Annotated in this window: 12 protein-coding genes; 8 read left to right on the forward strand and 4 right to left on the reverse strand. The window is 72.9% G+C overall.

Translation table 11 applies throughout. The features are described 5' to 3' along the window. Positions 1-53 precede the first annotated feature (53 nt). The gene (locus FVE25_RS23340; protein ID WP_425489497.1) at positions 54-1,292 is read right to left on the reverse strand and encodes an MFS transporter; all 1,239 of its coding nucleotides are present in this window, start codon (positions 1,290-1,292) and stop codon (positions 54-56) included. A gap of 117 nt (positions 1,293-1,409) precedes the next feature. Between FVE25_RS23340 and FVE25_RS23345 the strand changes: the two genes are divergently transcribed. The 6 genes from FVE25_RS23345 to FVE25_RS23370 all read left to right on the forward strand — a co-directional run bounded on the left by FVE25_RS23345 (position 1,410) and on the right by FVE25_RS23370 (position 10,204). Then, entirely contained in the window at positions 1,410-3,032 is a 1,623-nt protein-coding gene (locus FVE25_RS23345; protein WP_343046154.1) for a fatty acyl-AMP ligase, read from the forward strand. Beyond that, positions 3,025-5,340: an MMPL family transporter gene (locus FVE25_RS23350; protein WP_157249175.1), complete on the forward strand. Its 2,316-nt coding sequence runs from the start codon at positions 3,025-3,027 to the stop codon at positions 5,338-5,340. The genes FVE25_RS23345 and FVE25_RS23350 overlap by 8 nt, the downstream gene beginning before the upstream one ends. Next, entirely contained in the window at positions 5,337-6,653 is a 1,317-nt protein-coding gene (locus FVE25_RS23355) for an MFS transporter (RefSeq protein WP_246267334.1), read from the forward strand. Before FVE25_RS23350 ends, FVE25_RS23355 begins: the two co-directional genes overlap by 4 nt. Then, positions 6,650-7,855 carry a glycosyltransferase gene (locus FVE25_RS23360; RefSeq protein WP_157249177.1) on the forward strand — a complete coding sequence of 402 codons (1,206 nt, stop codon included), beginning with the start codon at positions 6,650-6,652 and terminating at the stop codon, positions 7,853-7,855. Before FVE25_RS23355 ends, FVE25_RS23360 begins: the two co-directional genes overlap by 4 nt. Positions 7,856-7,906: 51 nt before the next feature. Beyond that, a complete protein-coding gene (locus FVE25_RS23365; RefSeq protein WP_157249178.1) occupies positions 7,907-9,193 on the forward strand; it encodes a hypothetical protein in 1,287 nt (428 codons plus the stop codon). 213 nt (positions 9,194-9,406) lie between these two features. Next, entirely contained in the window at positions 9,407-10,204 is a 798-nt protein-coding gene (locus FVE25_RS23370) for a hypothetical protein (RefSeq protein ID WP_246267335.1), read from the forward strand. A 70-nt stretch (positions 10,205-10,274) separates the two neighbouring features. Here FVE25_RS23370 and FVE25_RS23375 read toward each other — a convergent pair whose 3' ends face one another. Beyond that, on the reverse strand, positions 10,275-11,414 hold the full coding sequence (locus FVE25_RS23375) for an alpha/beta hydrolase (protein ID WP_157249180.1): 1,140 nt from the start codon (positions 11,412-11,414) through the stop codon (positions 10,275-10,277). 223 nt (positions 11,415-11,637) lie between these two features. Between FVE25_RS23375 and FVE25_RS23380 the strand changes: the two genes are divergently transcribed. Further along, on the forward strand, positions 11,638-17,220 hold the full coding sequence (locus FVE25_RS23380) for a type I polyketide synthase (protein WP_157249181.1): 5,583 nt from the start codon (positions 11,638-11,640) through the stop codon (positions 17,218-17,220). After that, positions 17,217-18,536 carry a crotonyl-CoA carboxylase/reductase gene (gene ccrA, locus FVE25_RS23385; RefSeq protein WP_157249182.1) on the forward strand — a complete coding sequence of 440 codons (1,320 nt, stop codon included), beginning with the start codon at positions 17,217-17,219 and terminating at the stop codon, positions 18,534-18,536. The genes FVE25_RS23380 and ccrA overlap by 4 nt, the downstream gene beginning before the upstream one ends. On the opposite strand, the gene FVE25_RS23390 is transcribed toward ccrA, so the two are convergent. Beyond that, positions 18,508-19,668, reverse strand: coding sequence for a PucR-like N-terminal domain-containing protein (locus FVE25_RS23390; RefSeq protein WP_157249183.1), 1,161 nt, complete (start codon positions 19,666-19,668; stop codon positions 18,508-18,510). The two genes, ccrA and FVE25_RS23390, sit on opposite strands and share 29 nt — an antisense overlap. A gap of 62 nt (positions 19,669-19,730) precedes the next feature. After that, positions 19,731-19,931 (reverse strand): EF-hand domain-containing protein, encoded by a 201-nt coding sequence (locus FVE25_RS23395; RefSeq protein ID WP_157249184.1) that lies wholly within the window; start codon positions 19,929-19,931, stop codon positions 19,731-19,733.

Genomic DNA, 19,931 nt, shown 5'->3' on the forward strand with positions numbered 1-19,931 from the left:
CTGGCCGCGGTGCTCGGCGCGATGATCCTGATGTACCAGAAGGCGTCGAACGACTACTTCGCCGGGAACGTCGGGGCGCGCAGGTTGCGCACGCCGGGCGACAGCAGCGCCGCCGCCGTCGAGACCAGGACCACGGCCGCACAGACCACCATCGCCGACCTGGCGTCCACCAGGACCGCCAGCCGCCCGGCCAGCAAGAGCCCGAGCGGCCCGAACATCAACGACCCGAGCGCGTCGTAGGAGCTCACCCGCGACAGCGCCTCCGGCGGCACCTCCCGCTGCAGCGTGGTCTGCCACAACACCCCGAACACGTCGAAGCAGACCCCGAGCACGAAGGCCCCCGCGATGACCATCCACAGCGGTGCGCTCACCCCCAGCAGCAGGTACGGCAGCGCCGAGGGGAAACACAGCAAGGTCGCGGCCAGGATCGGGCGCCTGGGCCGGAAGCGCAGTGCCACGAACACCCCGACCAGCGTGCCGACCGCCTCCCCGGCCAGTACCATCGACCAGGCGCCGGGGCCGCCGAGATGCTCCTTGGCCACCAGCGGGCCGAGCACCCCGTGGGCCGCCTGCAGCGCCATGATCATGACGGAGAACTGGGCCACCACCACCCAGAGCCATTGGCGGGAGCTGAACTCCTTCCAGCCCTCCTTCAGATCGCGCAGGACGGAGTGCCGCTCACCGGACTCCTGCTGATGCGGCGGCAGGCGCAACATCGCGATCAGCGCTCCGGCGAGGCCGAACATCAGCCCGCTCACCGCCAGCGCCCAGGCGCCGCCGACCAGCGTCACGACGATGCCGCTGAGCACCGCTCCGGCCACGCGGGAGGTGTTGGCGCCGAGGCCGAGCAGGGCGTTGCCGGTCTGCAGCCGGTCGGCGGGCACGACCTCCGGGATGATCCCGGTCAGGGCGGGGAAGAGCACGGCCATCGCGATGCCGCTGAGCGCCGCGGCCGTGGCCATGGCCCACAGCGGCGTCCATCCGGTGAACATCATGGCGGCCAGCGCGAAGAAGGCGACGGAGTTGACCAGTTCGCCGGCCATCATCACCCGCTGCCGCGGGAACCGGTCGGCGACCACGCCGCCGACCAGCATGAACAACACCATGGGCAGCGACTCGGCGGTCAGCACCACCGACAGCGTGGAGGCGGTGGCGCCGGGCAGCCCGAGGACGCCGAACGCCAGTGCCACGGGGGCGAACGCGCTGCCGAGGACGGAGATGGTTCTGGCCGTGAGGAGGAGGGTGAATCGGGTGTCCCGGAGGAGGCCGAGATCCCGGATATAGCTTTGCACCTGGCCCATTGTCCCGCCCTGCTCTGGCATTTCTGTCAGCGGGTAACAAGTCCGGCCCTGGAATGTTGCTGATGACAGGCAAGAAACGCGGTGGTCTCTGCCGTAATTTGCTGGATCGTGAGCGTGCTGATACAGCGAGTCGCCCAATGGGCCGGGGAGATCCCGGACTCGCCCGCCTACACCTTCGTGGACTACCTGGGCGGCGGCGTACGGCACACGCTCACCTGGAAACAGGCCGACAGAAGAGCCAGAGCGTTGGCCGTACGGCTGCGTGAGCTGACCGCACCGGGCGACCGGGTCGCCATCCTCGCGCCCCAGGGCCTCGACTACGTGGTCGCCGTGATCGGCGCGCTCTACGCGCGGACCGTCGCCGTCCCGCTGTTCGCGCCCGGCCTGCCCGGTCACGCCGAGCGCCTGGCCGGCGCGCACGCCGACGCCGGGCCCGCCCTGGCCCTCACCACCACGGCCGCGCTGCCCGGCGTGCACGAGTTCGCCGCGGACCTGCCCGCCCTCGCCGTGGACGCCGTCTCCAGCCTGCTCGCCGACGAGTGGGAGGAGGAGCCGATCGCCCCCGGCGACCTGGCCTACCTGCAGTACACCTCCGGCTCCACCCGCCGGCCCACCGGCGTCGAGATCACCCACGGCAACATCGAGGCCAACGCCCTGCAGCTCTGGGAGGCGTTCGCCGCCACCCCGCGCACCTCCGTCGCCGCGCTCTGGCTGCCGCTCTTCCACGACATGGGCCTGATCGCCACCATCGCGCTGCCCATGGTCGGCGGCAACCAGGTGGCCTTCATGGACCCGGTCGCCTTCGTCATGCGGCCCGTGCGCTGGCTGCGGCTGCTCAGCGAGTTCCCCGACGTCTACACCGGCGGGCCCAACTTCGCCTACGACTACACCGCCGCCCGGGTCAGCGAGGCCGACAAGGAGGGGCTCGACCTGTCCGGCGTGCGGGTCATGCTCAACGGCGCCGAACCCGTCCGGCCCGCCACGATCGCCGCCTTCCAGGCCGCCTTCGCCTCGTGCGGGCTGCGGCCGGAGGCCCACACCCCCGCGTACGGCCTGGCCGAGGCGACCGTCTTCGTCGCGGCCGCCGGGCGTGACCAGCGTCCCCAAGTCACCGACTTCGACCGGGACGAACTCGGGCGAGGGCGGGCGGTGCCGTACGGCTCGGGGAACAAGACCACGCTGGTCTCGTGCGGGCGGCCGACCGGGCAGCGGGTGCGGGTGGACGCGCCAGACGGGCACGTGGGCGAGATCCTCGTGCAGGGGCCGAACGTCGCCCGCGCCTACTGGCGCGACCCCGAGCGCAGCGCCGAGGTGTTCGGGTCCGGCTGGTTGCGCACCGGCGACCTCGGGGTGATCCACGACGGCGAGCTCTACGTGACCGGGCGGATCAAGGACCTGATCATCGTGGACGGGCGCAACCACTACCCCCAGGACATCGAGGTCACCGTCCAGGAGGCGTGCGAGGCGGTGCGGCGCGATCACGTGGCCGCCTTCGCCGTGCCCAGCGGTGAGGGCGAACGGCTGGTCGTGGTCGCCGAGCGCTCGCGGCGCGGGCAGGACGCCGACCCGGTGGAGGTGGCCAGGCTGGTGCGCGCCGCCGTGGCCGGGAAACACGACCTGACCGTCCACGACGTCGTGCTGGCCGAGGCGGGAGCCGTACCCAGGACCTCCAGCGGGAAGATCGCGCGGCGGGCCTGCCTGGCGGCCTATCTGGAGGACGCCTTTGTTTGAGTCGGCCGGGCGGATCGTCTACCGCGGCAGATGGACGCTGCTGGTGCTGAGCCTCGCCCTGGCCGTGCTGGCGGCGCCGTTCGGGCTGGAGGTGTTCGGGCGGATGAGCGACGGCGGCTTCGCCGACCCGAAGGCCGACTCGACCACGGCCGCGCGCTGGAACGACGAGTGGTACGGCGGCAACGCCCCCGACGTCGTCGTGCTCTACCGGCACCCCCGGGTGAAGGTCGCCGACCCGCGCTTCAAGAAGGCCGTGCACGACTCGCTGCGCCGCCTGCCCGCCTCCCACGTGCGCAGGCTGGCCACCTACTGGACGACGGCGGCGCCCACGATGGTCTCCGCCGACAAGCACGCCACCTACGCGCTGATCACCCTGCGCGGCGGCCCCCAGACCAAACAGCGGCACTACGCCGGGATCGAGGACCGGCTGGCCGTCGAGAACCTCCAGGTGCGCGTGGGCGGCGCGGTGCCGCTGCTCGCGCAGCTCAACGACCAGACCGCCCGCGACCTGGCCCGCGCCGAGGCCATCTCGCTCCCGGTGCTGCTCGTGCTGCTGGTGATCGTCTTCGGCAGCCTCGTGGCGGCCGGGCTGCCGCTGGTCGTCGGGCTGCTGTCGGTGCTCGGCGCGCTCGTCCTGCTGCGCCTGCTGACCGAGGTCACCGAGGTGTCCGTCTTCTCGCTCAACGTCGTCACCATGCTCGGGCTGGGGCTGGCGATCGACTACTCGCTCTTCGTGCTCGGCGCCTTCCGCGAGGAGGTACGGCGGGGCGCCACCAACGAGGAGGCGGTCGTGCGCACGATGGCCACCGCCGGGCGGACCGTGGCGTTCTCCGGGCTCACCGTGGCCACGGCGCTGCTGGGGCTGCTGTTGTTCCCGCAGATGTTCCTGCGCTCGATCGGGCTCGGGGCGGCGGCGGTCGTGCTGGTGGCCATGCTGGCGGCGCTGGTGGTCCTGCCTGCCCTGCTGGGCGTGCTGGGGCGGCGGGTGGACGCCGTCCGGCTCGTCCCCGACCTGGGCGGGGGCGGCGGGTTCTGGCACCGGGTCGCGATCAGCGTCATGCGGCGGCCCGTCCTCTATCTCCTCGGCGTGACGGCCGTGCTGGTCGCGCTGGCACTGCCGTTCGCCCACGTGCGGTTCGGCAACGTCGACCACCGGGTGCTGCCCGCCGGTACCGAGAGCCGCCTGGTGGCCGAGGCCGTCGACCGGGACTTCGCCCGCAACTCCATGGCCGCCGTCGACGTGCACGTCCTCATCGAGCGTGACCTCGCCGGCGAACCCGGCCCGCCCGCGGGGCATCGCCCCGTCTCGGCCGTCACGCCGGTCAGCCCGCTCGACGCCCGGCCCTTCGCCGACCGCATCGACGCGCTGCCCGGCGTCACCGGAGTGGAGGTGACCGGGGTCTCCCGGGCCAACGGGGCGATCCGGCTGTCGGTGCGCTACGACGCCGACCCCATGTCCGCTGCCGCCCAGCAGATCGTGACCCGGATCCGGGCCATGCCCCTCGAACCCAACATGCGCGCGGCCGTGGTCGGCGGGTCCACGGCCGCGCAGATGGACCTCATGGCCAGCCTCGCTGCCGTGCTGCCGTGGATGACGCTCGTGGTGGGCGGGGTGACGTTCGTGCTGCTGTTCGCCGCGTTCGGCTCGCTCGTGCTGCCGGTCAAGGCGCTGCTGATGAACGTGCTGTCGATCGGCGCCTCGTTCGGGGTGATCGTCTGGGCGTTCCAGGACGGGCACCTGGCCGGGTTCCTCGGGTTCACGCCGACCGGGACCGTCGAGGCGACCGTGACCGTGCTCATCCTCGCCGTGGTGTTCGGGCTGTCCATGGACTACGAGCTGTTCCTGCTGTCGCGGGTGCGGGCCGAATGGCTCAGGACCGGGGACAACACCGCCGCCGTCGCCGCCGGGCTGGAACGGACCGGAGGCGTCATCACCAGCGCGGCACTGCTGCTGCTCGTGGTCATCGGGGCGTTCTCCACCGCCGGCATCACGATCGTGAAGCTGCTCGGGGCAGGCATGTTCGCCGCCATCGTGGTCGACGCCACGCTGGTGCGGGCGCTGCTGGTGCCGGCGACGATGCGGCTGCTGGGCGGGGCCAACTGGTGGCTGCCCGGGTGGCTGCGGGGAGTCCACCGCCGCCTGCCCGCCCACGCCCCCGTCTCCCGGCCGCCCGCGCCTCCCCGGCCGCCGGTCAGGAAGCCGGCCAGGGCCCGGAGCACCGGATGGGTGAAGGTCACCGCCAGCCGTACCAGAGTGGTGAAGGCCGCCCCGGACGGCGGGTGGGCCTGGGCGGAGGAGGACCCGTGAGCGCGCGGGGGCTGTTCGCGATCGTCGGGCTGGCCGGGTTCGTGACGACGCTGGACAACACCGTCGTCACGGTCGCGCTGCCGACGATCCGGCGTGAGCTCGGGGTACGGCTGGCGGCGCTGGAATGGGTGGCGACGGGGTATGTCATCACGTTCGCCGGGTTGATGCTGGCCGGTGGGCGGCTGGCCGATGTGTGGGGGCACCGGCGGGTGCTGGCGGGCGGGATGGCGGTGTTCGGCGCGGCCTCGCTGGTGGCGGGGCTGGCGACGAGTGTGCAGGTGCTCGTGGCCGCCCGGGTCGTGCAGGGGGCGGGGGCGGCGCTGGTGCTGCCCGCCACGCTGGCGGTGCTGGCCGGGGCGGGAGAGCGGCGGCCGGCCGGGGTGGCGGTGTGGATGGCCTCCGGGGCCGCGGCGCTGGCGCTCGGGCCGGTGGTGGGCGGGTGGCTGAGCCAGCACGCGCATTGGGGGTGGGTGTTCCTCCTCAACGTGCCGCTCGCGGCGCTGGTGATCGGGCTGGCCCTGGTGACGCTGCCGCCGGTCGCGCGGGCGCGGGCGCGGCTGGACGTGCCGGGGATCGTGACGTCCGTGGTCTTCCTGGCCTCGGGGACGTTCGTGCTGATCCACGGGGCCGAGCACGGCTGGGCCCGGCCCGAGGTGCTGCTGGGTGCGGTCGTGAGCCTGGTGGCGCTGCTCGGCTTCCTGTCGGTGGAACGGCGTGGCGCCGAGCCCATGGCGGACCTGACGTTGTTCCGGGCCCGGAGCTTCACCGGCGGGGTGCTGGCCCAGGTGACGTGGGGGCTCGGGGCCAACGGGGTGTTCTTCTACACCGCGATCTTCCTTCAGGACGTGCTCGGGTTCACGCCCGCGGCCTCGGGGGCGGCGTTCGTGCCGCTGGCGGTGCTGGTCGTGGCGGTGACCCCGGCCGTGCCGTACCTGGAGCGCAGGTACGGCGCCGGGCGGACCGTCGCCGCCGGGCTGGTGCTGGTCGCGGGCGGGATGGTCGTGGCGGCCCTGCTCCGGCCCGGGGACGGCTGGGCCGAGCTCCTGCCGGCCGTCTGCGCGATCGGCGTGGGGTCGGCGCTGACCACGCCGCTCGGCTCGGCGGTGCTCGGCGCGGTTCCGGAGTCCAGAGCCGGGGTAGCGGGCGGGGTGTTCAGCGTGAGCAGGGAGGTATCCGGATTGTTTGGCATTGCGGGGATCGGTGGGATCGTGCACGCGGCCGGGACGTTCGCCGCCGGGTACACCGCGGGGCTGCTCGCCGCCGCCGTGCTCGTCCTGTCCGGGGCGCTGGTCAGCGTGGTGAGCGTGTCATGAAGGTGGCGGTTCTGGCGCTCGGATCCCGCGGGGACACGCAGCCGTGCGTGGCGCTGGCCCAGGGGCTGGCAGCACGCGGGCACGAGGTGCTGGTCGTCGCCGCCCGCCGCTACGCGCACCTGGTCGGCGCCGGAGTCCTGCACGTGCCGCTCAGCGTGGACCCGGCGGCCGTGGCCGACAGCCCGGCGGGGCGGGCGTGGCTGGCCAGCGGGCCGCTCGGGTTCGTGCGCGGGTTCCGCGCCGTGGTGGAGCCGCTGGCCGAGCGGCTCGTGGCCGAGGTGGACGCGGCCTGCGCCAAGGCCGACCTGGTGCTCGCCCCCGCGCTCGGCGCGCTCGGCCGGCACCTGCACGAGCGGTACGGCATGCCGTACCGGATCCTGCACTTCCAGCCGAGCCACCCCACGGGGGTCTTCCCGAATCCGCTGGTCCCGGCGGCCACCCTCGGGCGTCTCGGGAACGTGGCCAGCTACGCGGCGGTCGAGCGGCTGAGCTGGCTGGTGCTCGGGCGCATGGTGAACCGGTTGCGGGCCCGGGTGCTCGGACTGGGCAGGATGCGGGGGAGCCCGTTCGCGGCCGACCGGCGGGCGCGGGTGCCGGTGTTGTGCGGGGTCAGCCCGCACGTCGTGCCCCGGCCGGAGGACTGGCCTGAGCACGTGCGGCTGACCGGGTACTGGACGCTGCCCGGGCAGGGGCTGGACGAGGAACTGGCGGCGTTCGTGGAGGACGGCCCACCGCCGGTGTACGTCGGGTTCGGCAGCATGATCGCGGCCGATCCGCTGCTGGTGGCCGAGCGGGTCGAGGAGGCGGTACGGCTGGCCGGGGTACGCGCGGTGGTGCAGGGGCTGCCGGTCAACGGGTCGGCCCGCGTGTTCCCGGTCTTCGAGAGCGAGCACGCGGCGTTGTTCCCCAGGATGGCGGCGGTGGTGCACCACGGCGGGGCGGGGACGACGGCGGCGGCGCTTCGGGCTGGGGTGCCCGGCGTGGTGTGCCCGTTCTTCGCCGACCAGCCGTTCTGGGGGCGGAGGGTGGCGGCGCTGGGGGCCGGGCCGCCGCCGTTGCCGATCAAGCGGCTGACCGCTGGGGAACTGGCGGCGCGGCTGCGAGCCGTACCGATTTATCAGGAAAAATCCCAGTACATCGGCCGGTTACTGCGAGCCGAAAACGGGGTGAAGAACGCTGTCGATCTCATTGAAGAGAGCTGATCGTCCCAGTAGTGTGCAACATGCCCCCTTGATCCTCCCAGAGTAGGTGCCATGCGACTTCGCCCGCTCATCGTCATCGGACTCGCGTTGTCGATGCTGGGTATCGGCATCCCCGCCTGGTCGGCGGACGATCCGAGGACCTGTAACGAGCTGCTGTCGAGCGACTCTCCCGCCTACGTCATGTGCACATGGCTCGCCACCCCGGAGGAAGCGGCCGACATCGCCGCGTTCTGGCTGGCCAACGACGGCGAGAACATGAAGAACGCCGGGCCCAACAGCGCGGTCGAGATCGACTGCAGTGAGGCCGAGAACGCCTGCGACCCGAGCCTCGAGGGCGACGGCCAGATGCACGACGTCGGCGACCCCGACGTCGACGGCGCCGAGGACGGCGGCACCCCGGACAACTGCCCCGACGGCACCAAGTGCCACGTCGACCCCGACGAGGTCTCCCAGGCCGAGGCCGCCGCCGCGGAGAAGACCACGTCCGGCCAGAGCGCCAAGACCGCCCGCGAGGACGGCATGCGGGTGTGGATCGACGCCGAGCTGGCCGACGACTGGAAGGCCGGCAAGCTGGCCGAGGCCGCCAAGAAGGTCGCCGCCCTGGCCGCCGCCCCGGGCGTCGTGGGCGTGCGCTTCAGCTCGCAGGTCGGCTACAACAACGTGCTGCAGAGCGCCGAGGAGATCGACAAGTTCGTCACCGAGGCATCCCACGCGCTGCGCCAGGCCGTGCCCGGCAGGAAGCTCGCCCTCCACACCGTCGTCCCGGTGCTCGGCTGCGGCGCCAACGAGGAGTGCAAGGCCGCGGTCGGCAAGAAGTACCCGCTGCTCGACCCCGACAAGATCGGCGCCTGGCTGGAGAAGGGCCTGGTCGACCAGCTCGGCCTGGACAACGGCCACTTGTCCACCGAGTACGCCACCTGGAAGATCGGCGCCGCCGACGCCCAGCGCAACCAGTGGATCCAGGTCCGCGCCCGCGCCTGGGACGCCTGGGCGCACGTGGCCGCCGAGGACGCCGGCTTCACCGGCCCCGGCTCCTCCCCGCTGACCGCCGAGCAGGCCACCAAGGCCATCACCGAGCGCATCGCCCAGCCGCTGCAGGCCGACGCCGCCGAGAGCGTCATCCTCTGGACCCGCTGGCAGGACGGCAAGGGCGCGGTCAACCGCGTGCTCGGCGACAAACTGGCCGACAGCCCCGCCTGGGAGCAGCTCAAGAAGCTCAGTGCCATCAAGGCCCGCCTGGCCACGATCTACGACCCGGCCACGCCGGAGGTGGACGCCGCCAGCGACCTGAAGAAGCTGTCCGAGGTCTTCTCGACCGTGTACGTACGCGCTTCCTGATCTTCGTGAAAGGCGCCCGGCCGGCCCGGGCGCCTTTTCTTTTCTCGGGTGATAATTCCGGCGCCTGACAAAAAGCGGACACCGGCCTTGCTCGGGTGCCAGTGCTGACAGAAAGTCAAAATGTCAGAACGGCACGCGAACGAGGAGGTACCCCCAATGCTCCGCCGCTGGTTATCCGTCGCATTCGCCATGTGCGCGACGGCCTTTCTCGTTGTGCCACCCGCCACCGCCCTGGCCCTGCCCACGCCCAGGGCGTTCGTCTCGAACCTCGATCTCGACTGCTTCAAAACGAACCCATATCAGCCGCCCGCGACCCAGCTAACCCTCAGGCACCTGAATCCGGTCCTCGGCAACCTGCCCACGGAACAGGTCACCCTCGGCGTCCGCGAGCAATTGTGCGTCCCGGTCGCCAAGAACAATGTATTGCCGCCGCCCGAGGTCCTGAATTTCATCCGGTACGTCGACCTGTCCTGTTACCGGATCACCGGCATCACGGTGAACCAGCCGCTGGTCATCCACCACCTGAATCCGGTCCTCCAGGACCTGGGCCGCAAGCAGATCACGCTCAACCAGCCCCAGCAGTTGTGCGTGCCCGTGGCCAAGAACGGCGTGATCCCACCGGCCGAGGTGCTGTCCCTGGTCCGCCACATCGACCTCAAGTGCTACGGCTTCACGCCCAACCCGCCCATGAACCGGGTCCTGAACCTCAGGCAGCTCAACCCGGTGCTGGGCAACATCCCGCCGGTCAACGTCCAGGTGCTCTACGCACGCCAGCTCTGCGTGCCGGTGTTCAAGGCCGGTGACAACCCGCCGGCGGCCGTGATCAACATCGTGCGCTGGCTCGACCTGGAGAAGTACGACGTCACCGGCCCCGCGATGTCGCCGATCACGCTGAACCTGCGCCACCTCAACCCGGTCCTCGGCCACCTGCCCGGCGAGACCGCGACGCTGACCGGCCGCAGCCAGCTCGCGGCGCCGGTGGCGAAGAACGGCAACATCCCGCCCGGGTGACGCCTGGAGGGAGATGACGCCGAGCGGCGACGGCCCGGGCTGACCCGGCGTCCGGCGGGGTCATGGACGGTTACTGGTCCAGTTTCCAGTCGTCCGTGGCCCCGCCCTTCTCCTTTTCCGGCAGTACGGCGGGGCCGCCCCCAGGCAGGCCGAGCGCCGCCAGAATCATCGGGAACGACGCCTTGAACTCCCGCGTCCAGTACGGCCAGGTGTGCGAGCCGTTGGCGTACAGGTGCAGCGTGTGCCGGATGCCCAGGCCGTTGAGCCGGCCGGACAGCGCCTTGGCGGTGTACGCCGAGATCGGCTCGCCCAGGTGGGCCGGGTGCCAGGGGGAGCCGGGCGGGTCCAGCGGGCCGAGGAAGCTGGTCGTGCCGCTGGACAGGTACAGGCTGGTGCCCCTGAGGTTGCCGGCCAGCGCGAGCGGGTCGTTCTTCGCCCAGATCCGCTTGTCCCTGACGGGGTCGCCCCAGAGTGCCTTCGGGTTCTGCTTCTCGCTGGCCTGGGCGTTCATGATGATCTCGGGGATGCCGGGGAGCTGGGTGGCCATGATGCCGCTGTAGGCGCCGGCGAACCTAAACATGCCCGGATTTATGGCTGCATACTTCACCGCGCCGTAGGCGCCCATGGACAGACCGGCCACCGCCCTTCTGGTGCCCGCGCGGTAGCCGATCTCCAGCAGGCGGCGTACCTCGTCGGTGTGGAACCCGGCCCACTTGGGGGTGCCGCCCCGGCCGCCGTTGTACCAGTCGGAGTAGTTGCCCGCCCGGCCCGCCTCGGGCATGACCACGATCGCCTGGACGTTCTCGGTGAACGCCGCGATGTCGGTCATCCGGGTCCACGAGGTGTAGTTGTCGGCGCCGCCGTGCAGCAGGTACAGCACGGGCCAGGTCCGGCCGGCCCGCTTGGACCAGCCTTTGGGGAGCAGGAGGCGGACCGGCGTCATGCGGCCGATCGAGGGCGAGGAGATGAGGATGTCGAGGGTGCGGGGGCCGAGCCGGCGTTCGCGCACGACCCGGGCGCTGCCGGGCAACGCCTTCTGCCCGGGCGCATAGGCCGTGTTCCCGGGGTCCTTTTTGGTGGCGGAGGGCTCCGCCCGCGGCGGCTGCCGGCCCTCGGGGACGATCGCCCAGTCCGGGTCGGCCAGCGCGGGGGTGGCGCCGGCGACGAGGACGAGCGTGATGGCCAGGGCCGGCAGACCGCGGGAGCGCATGGTGGAGTCCTCCGCCGTGAGGGTGGAGCGAGGGTAGGCCGCCCGCCCGCCGGGCGGCTATGCGCCCGGGCAACGAAACGGCGGGGGCGGATGCGCTCCGCCGGACAAAATCCAGAGTTGTCACCCGGGTGATAAATCCCTCCGGAGGAATGTTCGGTGCGAGCCTGCCCCCGGGCCGCGCTCCTGGGTAGGTTGGCCGACCACCCGGCTACAGGGAGCACACGTGGATGTACCCGGCGAAGCGGAGATCCGTGGTTTCCTCATCGAGCGGATCGGCGCACGGCTCCCCGGCACGGACGTCGATCCGGACCGGCCGCTGGAGGAGTACGGGCTGTCGTCCAGGGACGCCGTGGGCATCGCCGGCGAACTGGGCGAGCTGCTGGGCAGGGACCTGAGCCCCACCCTGGTGTGGGCGCACCCGACGGTCAACCGGCTGGCGGGTGCGCTGGCCGGGCGTGATCGGCCGGCGGACGGCTCGGATGCTTCGGGCGTATCGGAGGACGTGCCGATCGCGGTGGTCGGTGTCGGGTGCCGGGTTCCGGGGGCGCACGGGCCGGAGGAGTTCTGGCGGCTGCTCATGGCCGGGCACGACGCCGTGGGGACGGTGCCGGAGGGCCGGTGGGAGGCGTTCGACGACGGCTCGGCCACGACCGCGCACGTGCTGGCCGGCACCACCCGCCACGGCGGCTTCCTGGCCGACGTCGCCGGGTTCGACGCCGAGTTCTTCGGCATCGCCCCGGGCGAGGCGGCCGCCATGGATCCCCAGCACCGGCTGTTGCTGGAGACCGCCTGGGAGGCGCTGGAGCATGCCGGGATCGCGCCGGGGAGCCTGCGCGGCAGCCGTACCGGAGTCTTCACCGGCATCTCCGGCAACGAGTACGCCTACCTGACCACCGCGGACCCGGCGCGCATCGACGCGTGGACCGCCACCGGGGCGGCGCTCAGCATCGCCGCCAACCGCCTGTCGTACCTGCTCGACCTGCGCGGGCCCGCGCTCGCGGTGGACACCGCCTGCTCGTCGTCGCTCGTGGCCACGCATCTGGCGGTGCGCAGCCTGCGGGCGGGCGAGAGCGACCTGGCGCTGGCGGCCGGGGTCAACCTGCTGCTGTCACCGGCCGTGACCATCGCCTTCGACCAGGGCGGCGGCACCTCGCCGACCGGCCGGTGCCGGGCGTTCGACGCCGCCGCGGACGGAATGGTCCGCGCGGAAGGCTGCGGGGTGGTGGTCCTGAAGCGCCTGCCTGACGCGCTGCGCGACGGCGACCGGATCCTGGCCGTCGTCACCGCCACCGGGGTGAACCAGGACGGCCGCTCCAACGGCCTGGTCGCCCCCAGCCCCGAGGCGCAGGAGGCGCTGCTCCGGCAGGTGCACGCGGAACCGCCCGCCTACATCGAGGCCCACGGCACCGGCACCTATCTGGGCGACCCCATCGAGGCCGGCGCCATCGCCGCCGCCTTCCCCGACGCGCGCGTGCTCATCGGATCGGCCAAGTCGAACGTCGGCCACCTCGAGGCGGCGGCCGGGGTGACCGGGCTGATCAAGACCGTGCTGGCCCTGCATCACGGGGTCATCCCGCCCAGCATCCACTTCACCCACCCGAACCCCCATATTTCCTGGCATCGCCTATCCGTCCCCACGTCGCCGGTCCCATGGCCCTTCCCCCGCGCGGGGGTGTCGTCGTTCGGCTTCGGCGGCACCAACGCCCACGTCGCCCTCACCGCCGCCCCGCCCCCTGCGGCTCCCGAGGGCGCCGGCCGCGTCTTCGTGATCGACGACATCTCGGCCGACCGGGTGGAAGCGCAGGCGGTCCGGCTGGCCGCGTGGGTCTCCTCCGCCGGCGTCCCGCTCGGGGACGTGGCCCACACGCTGGCCCGCCGTACCGGTCGCGGGCCGTTCGCCGGAGCCGTGGTGGCAGGCAGCGCCGCCGAACTGGCCGAGGGCCTGCTCACGCTGCGCCCGGTGCGGGTCCCGCGTCCGGCCCGAGGTCCCGTGTGGGTCTTCAGCGGGTACGGCGGGCAGTGGCCCGGCATGGGCCGCGACCTCTACGAGAGCGAGCCCGCCTACCGGCAGGCCCTGGACGAGCTCGCCCCGCTGCTGCGCGCCGAGGCCGGCATCGGCCTCTGGGATCCGCCCGACGGCGTGGCCAGGGCACAGCCGCTGATCTTCGCCACCCAGCTCGCCCTCGCCCGACTCTGGCAGGCGCACGGCCTGCGACCGGCGGCGGTGATCGGGCACTCGATGGGCGAGGTGGCCGCCGCCGTCGTCGCCGGCGCGCTGAGGCCGGACGACGCGGTCCGGGTGATCTGCCGCCGGGCCAGACTGCTCGGCACGCTCGGCGGCGGAGGCGCGATGGCCGTGGTCGGGGTGCCGGCCGAGGAGGTGCCCGCCGGCCTGCACGTGGCCGTCCACTCCTCGCCGCGTCAGTGCGTGGTGACCGGCGAGCCGTCCCGGGTGGCCGCCTACGCCGACCGGCTCGCCGCCGCCGGGCTGCCGGCCAGGACGCTGACCGCCGAAGGCGCCGGGCACTCGCCGCAGGTCACGCCGCTGCTGCCGCTGATCAGGGAGGAACTGGCCGGGATCTCACCCGGCAAGCCTGCCATTCCCCACTATTCAACGGTTCTGGATGATCCGCGGGAGACACCGGTCTTCGACGCGGCGTACTGGGCCGCGGGGGCGCGCCGTCCGGTACGGCTGGCGCAAGCCGTACACGCGGCCGCCGAGGACGGCCACACCGTGTTCCTCGAAATCGGACCGCACCCCCTGCTGACCTCCGCCCTCCACGAGACGCTGCCCGCCACCTGCCTGATCACCCACTCGATGCGACGCGCCGCCTCCGGGGAGTTCGCCACGCGCCTGGCCGCGGTCGCCGCCGCCGTCCCGCCCGAGACCGCGGGCCGGATCGCCGACGTCCCCCCGCCTCCCTGGCGGCACCGGCGGCACTGGGTGGCCACGCGCCGCCGTACCCACGGACACCACCTGCTCGGCCCGCACGTCGAGACACCGTCCGGGCACGCGTGGAGCACCACCCTCGACGACCTGTCCGGCCTCCCGTGGCGGCTGGAGCCCTCCGCCTGGCACCGGCACGGGCGGCCGGTGCTCCCGGTCACGGTGCTCGCCCGGCTGGCCCAGGCCGCGGTGCGCGAGGTGTACGGCCCGTCCGAACTGTTCTCGGTCACGCTGCTCGCCTGGCTGCCCCTGCCCGCCGGAGTCACGGTCACCCTGGTCGGCGGGGTCGTGCGCGTCAGCGCCAAGGACGCGGCCGGCGTCTGGAAGCTGTACGGCACCGCCGGTCTGCGGCCTGCCGGGGATGAGGCCGGGCTGGAGCGGATCCAGCGGGTGGCGGTGGACGGGACCTTCGAGGGCGTCACGGCCGGGGAGGTGACCGCTGGGGAGGTGCCGGCCCGCCTGGAGGACAAGCTGGTGGAGCGGGTGTGGGTGCCTGCCTCCGGGAGCGGGACCGGGGCGGGTGCCCGGGATGTGGTCGTGGTGCCCCCGGGCCTGGATCCGGAGGGCACTCAGGAGATCATCCTGCGCCTCGCCCGGCAGGCGGCCGAGGGCAGACGGCTGACGATCGTGACCGAGCGGGCCCAGGCCGTCCTGGAGGGCGAGGTGCCGGATCCGGGCCCGGCCTCGCTGCGCGGGCTGGTCAGGGTGCTGGCCTTCGAGCACCCCGAGGCCCGCGTCACGCTGGCGGACGTGGACGACCTGGCCGTCCTGGAGCGGGAACTGGCCTGCGACGACGCCGAGGACGAGGTGGCCTGGCGGGACGGCAGGCGGTATGCGGCACGCCTGCGCCGCATGGCACTACCTGATGGGGGCCACCCCCATGAGCTCGGGCCCGGCGCCTATGTGGTGACCGGTGGTTGCGGGCGCCTCGGGAGGATCGTGGTGCGCTGGCTGGTGGCGCGCGGGGCCACGCGGGTGGTGGTCAACGGGCGGACCGCCCCGCCGGAGGGCGCCTTCGCCGGGTTGCCGGTCGAGGTGGTCGCCGGTGATCTGGCCGCGGACGGCACGGCGGAACGGCTGGTGCGGGTGGCGACCGCGGGCGGGTTGGAGTTGCGCGGGGTGGTGCACGCGGCCGGGGTCCTGGACGACCGCCTGGCCCGGGACCTGGACGCCGGCAGTCTCCGCCGGGTGTGGGCCGGCAAAGTGCTCGGCGCGAGCAAACTGGACGAGGCCACCCGGGAGGCCGGGTGGTGGGTGGGCTTCTCCTCCGCCGCCGCGCTGCTCGGCTCTCCCGGTCAGGCCGCCTACGCCGCGGCCAACGCCTGGCTGGACGCGCTCTGCCAGAAGCGCGGCGCGGCGATCTCCGTGAACTGGGGACCGTGGGCGGGCGCTCCCGGCCTGCCCGCGGCCGACCCGCTGACTCCGGAGGAAGGGGTCGAGGCGCTGGAAGCCCTGCTGCGGCACGGCAGGACGGGAGGCGTGGTCAAGCTGGATCCCGGGCGGGCGTCGGCGCTGTTTCCGGGGATCGCGCGGGTGCCGTACTTCTCGGAGGTCGCCGGGGAGGCGGGCGGGCGCGGGCCGGCGGAGGACGATGTGCCGGGGCGGGTCAGGGAGCGGGTGGCGGCCGTCCTGGGGGCGGACCCCGGGCGGCTGGACGACGCCGACGTGCTGACCGAGCTGGGGTTCGACTCGCTGGCGGCGACGCGGTTGCGGGGGATGCTCGACTACGACCTCGGCGTGACGGTCCAGGTCGCGCCGCTGCTGACCGGGGGGACGCTGGGCGAACTGGTCGAAACCGTGGAGGCGGCGCTCAGGCTGTCGCCGCCCGAGCCGATGGTCGGCCCCAGGGACGCGGCGGAGCGGCAAGTGGTCAGGGTGCTGGCCGGGCTGCGCGGGCAGGCCCCCTCGGTCACCGATCCGGTGCCGCCGGACGTGCTGCCCGTCGTGCTCGACCTGCTGGAACGGGAGGTGGGCAGCCGGATGGGACCTGTCCGTGACCCCGTGGTGAGGGTCGGCGACCTGGCCGACCTGATCCGCGCGGCGGACGAGGCCGAGGTGCGGCGCGGCCTGCTGCGCCCCCTCAACACCTCCCGCCGGTACGGCAGGCCGCTCTTCCTGGTGCATCCGGCCGGCGGCACCACCGGCGTGTACACCCTGCTGGCCGCCCGGCTCACCACGCCGGTCATCGGCCTGGAGCGGATCGACGACCCGGATCCGGGCATCCCGGAACGGGCGCGGCGGTACGCGGACGAGATTCGTGCGACCGGCCCCGGGCCGTACCGGGTGGGCGGGTGGTCGTTCGGCGGCATCGTGGCGTTCGAGATCGCCCGGCTGCTCGGAGACGCCTGCGAGCTGGCGGTCATGATCGACTCCGGGCTTCCGGAGGCTGTGTCGGAGGAGGCCCGCCGGGAGATCCATGCCCGGAGATATGCGGACTTCGCCGGGTATCTCGGGGAAACCTATGGAGTCCGGGTACGGCTCGGCCTCGACGACCTGCTCAACCTCGACGAACCCCGCCAGCTCGCCCTGACCGAGGCCCGGATCGCCGAATCCGGGGTGCTGGGCATGCTGAGCCCGGCGGTCCTGCGTCACCAGATCACCTCCCACGAGGACACCCGGGCCATCGAGCGCTACCAGCCGGGACCGCATCCGGGGCGGGTCGTCCTCTACCGGAGCACCGAGCCGACCCCGTGGGCCGTCGAGGACGCCCGGTACCTGCACGGCGACGACCCGGCCCGCGGCTTCGCCCCCTTCAGCCCGGCCTTGGAAGTCGTCGAGGTGCCGGGTTCGCACCATCTCAACCTGCTCGACCCCCCGCACGTGGAGACAGTCGCCGCCCACCTGAAGGAGCTGCTGTGACGCTTGCACAGGCCGTGGTCGCGGGCGCCGGGCCCGAGGAGCTGGCCCGGCTGGAGGTCCCCGCGGCCTACCGTGGCGCCCACCTCCGCAAGGACGAGGTCGGCATGTTCGACGGCGCCGCCGACAAGGACGTACGGCTGTCGCTGCACGTGGGCCAGGTCCCGATGCCGGAGCTGGCCCCGGACGAGGTGCTGGTCGCGGTCATGGCCAGCGCGATCAACTTCAACACCGTGTGGTCGGCCATGTTCGAGCCGATCCCGACCTTCGCCTTTCTGGAACGGCTGGGCCGTACCGACCCGCGCCACGATCGGGCGGCGCACGTGCTCGGGTCGGACGCGGCCGGGGTGGTGGTGCGGACGGGCGCCGCCGTACGGAGGTGGAAGGTCGGCGACAGGGTGGTGACCAGCCCCGCCTACATCGACGGCGAGGATCCGATCGCCCAGCACGACGGGATGCTCGCGGCCGACCTGCGGGCGTGGGGGTTCGAGACGAACTTCGGCGGGCTGGCCGACTTCGCCGTGGTCAAGGCGACTCAGCTGCTGGCCAAGCCGCGGCATCTGAGCTGGGAGGAGGCGGCCTGCAACATGTTGTGCGCGGCCACCGCCTACCGGATGCTCGTGGGGGAGCGCGGTGCCCGCATGCGGCAGGGGGACGTGGTGCTGCTGTGGGGGGCGACGGGCGGGCTCGGTGCGTACGGCGTGCAGCTGGTGAAGAACGGCGGCGGGATACCGGTCGGGGTGGTGAGCACGGCGGAGAAGGGGGAGCTGCTGCGGCGGATGGGGTGCGAGCACGTGATCGACCGGTCCGGGTTCGACGATCTGGGCGATGAGAAGGCGTGGCGGCGGCTGGGCGCGGAGGTGCGCAGGCTGGTGGGCGAGGATCCGCGGATCGTCTTCGAGCACACGGGGCGCGAGACGTTCGGGGCCTCGGTGTACGTGGCGGCGCGGGGCGGGGCGGTGGTGACGTGCGGGTCGTCGAGCGGGTACGCGCACGAGTACGACAACCGGCACCTGTGGATGAAGCTCAAGCGCGTCATCGGCTCGCATGGGGCCAACTACCAGGAGTGTCACGAGGTCAACCGGCTGATCTCGCTGGGGATGGTGCATCCGGCGCTGTCGCGGGTCTACCCGTTGGAGCGCACGGCCGACGCGGCGCGGGCCGTACAGACCAACCGGCACGTCGGCAAGGTCGGGGTGCTCGCGCTCGCCCCGGCCGAGGATCTCGGCGTGGAAGACTACGCGCTGCGCGAGCGGATCGGCGAGGAGCGGCTCAGGATGTTCCGCGGGTTCACGTCCGGAGCGCCTGCCGGGCTCTGAGGACGATCTCCAGCTCGAAGCGGATGTCGGGGTCGGCCAGCTGGTCGCCGTACAGCTCCTCGAGCTGCCGCAGGCGGTAGCGGACCGTCTGCGGGTGCACGTGGAGCCGGGCGGCCACCTCGCCGGCGCCTCTGCCGTACCGCAGCCAGGCCAGCAGCGTCTCGGCCAGCCGGTCCTGCTGCGTGGGCCGCAGGTGCGCCAGCGGCGCCAGCCGGGTCGCCGCCAGCGCGCTGACCAGCTCCTCGTCCTTGAACACCAGCAGCGTGGACATGTGGTCGGCGCACCTGACCACCCCCCGCGGCAGCACCCCGCGCGCGGACAGCTCCAGCGCCTCCTCCGCCCACCGCAGCGACGTCGCCGCTCCGGCCAGAGGTACGGCGGGGCCGAACGCCGCCTTGGCGCCCCGCAGCGCGATCTCCAGCGTCTGACCCTGGCCGCGGGGGTCGGGGACGAGCAGGCACGGGCGGGCCCGGTCGAGCCCGGCGAGGACGTCGGGCGGGAGCGCGGGGCGGCGGCAGGCGCCGTGCGGGTCGTCCAGGGCGACGCAGGCGACCGTCTTGGGCAGGCGCCAGGCGGCGGCCTTGGCGAGGTCGGCGATGGCCTCGTGCGCGGGAGGCGGCTGGGTGAGCAGCAGGTCGAGCAGGCGGGCCCGGCGGCGTTCCATTTCCCCGGCGGCGCGGGCCCTGGCCTCGTCGAAGCCCTCCGCGGCGGCGTCGGCGAGCTGGTCGAGGTAGACGAAGATGGCCTCGCCCAGGTCGTACAGCGAGTGCGGGGAAAGGCCCAGGGGTTCGGCGATCTCGGTGAGGCGCCGCCAGCCCACCCTGGCGCCGAGGCGCAGGGCGGTCTGCAGGGGTTCGAGGTTGCGGCCCTCCGCGGCCTCACCCCGGCCGATCATGCGGAACGGCTCGGGGTCCCAGGGGGCGTCGGGGCTTTCGATCCGGTCGAGGAAGCCGTAGATGGCTTGTTCCACGGCCATCCGGATGACCTTGATGTAGAGCTCGTCCTCGGGTCGGTCGTACTCCGGGATGCGGGTCTGGATCTCCTCGATGACCTCGGTGGAGACCCGGCCGATGCCTTGCCGGAGTGTGGTCACGATGTCCGCGGGCGTGCTGGTGTCGCTCCTGATGGCCATGGTCCCTCCTGCCGTCATTGTGACTTATGCGACAGAAGCGTGGGAGCAAGTGCTTGGTTTTATCACCAATCGAGAAAGTTGCCGAGCTCCTGCACGTTGATCAGCCCGTCACCGTCCAGGTCGAGCTGCTTGACCGCCTCCGCCGCGCGCTCGACCGTGATGGGCTGGCCGAGGATCTCCATCAGCCGGACCAGCTCCTCGGGGGAGATGAGCCCGTCCTTGTCGGCGTCGATCAGCTCGAAGGTGGCTGCGTAGTCGTTCAT

Origin of the sequence: Nonomuraea typhae, assembly GCF_009760925.1 — a bacterium.
Classification (GTDB): domain Bacteria; phylum Actinomycetota; class Actinomycetes; order Streptosporangiales; family Streptosporangiaceae; genus Nonomuraea; species Nonomuraea typhae.

What these genes read in the sequence shown, in the direction of transcription:
- FVE25_RS23395 (WP_157249184.1), bottom strand. Translation starts at nt 19,931, where the DNA reads ATGAACGACTACGCAGCCACCTTCGAGCTGATCGACGCCGACAAGGAC.
- FVE25_RS23390 (WP_157249183.1), bottom strand. Translation starts at nt 19,668, where the DNA reads ATGGCCATCAGGAGCGACACCAGCACGCCCGCGGACATCGTGACCACA.
- FVE25_RS23375 (WP_157249180.1), bottom strand. Translation starts at nt 11,414, where the DNA reads ATGCGCTCCCGCGGTCTGCCGGCCCTGGCCATCACGCTCGTCCTCGTC.
- FVE25_RS23360 (WP_157249177.1), top strand. Translation starts at nt 6,650, where the DNA reads ATGAAGGTGGCGGTTCTGGCGCTCGGATCCCGCGGGGACACGCAGCCG.
- FVE25_RS23365 (WP_157249178.1), top strand. Translation starts at nt 7,907, where the DNA reads ATGCGACTTCGCCCGCTCATCGTCATCGGACTCGCGTTGTCGATGCTG.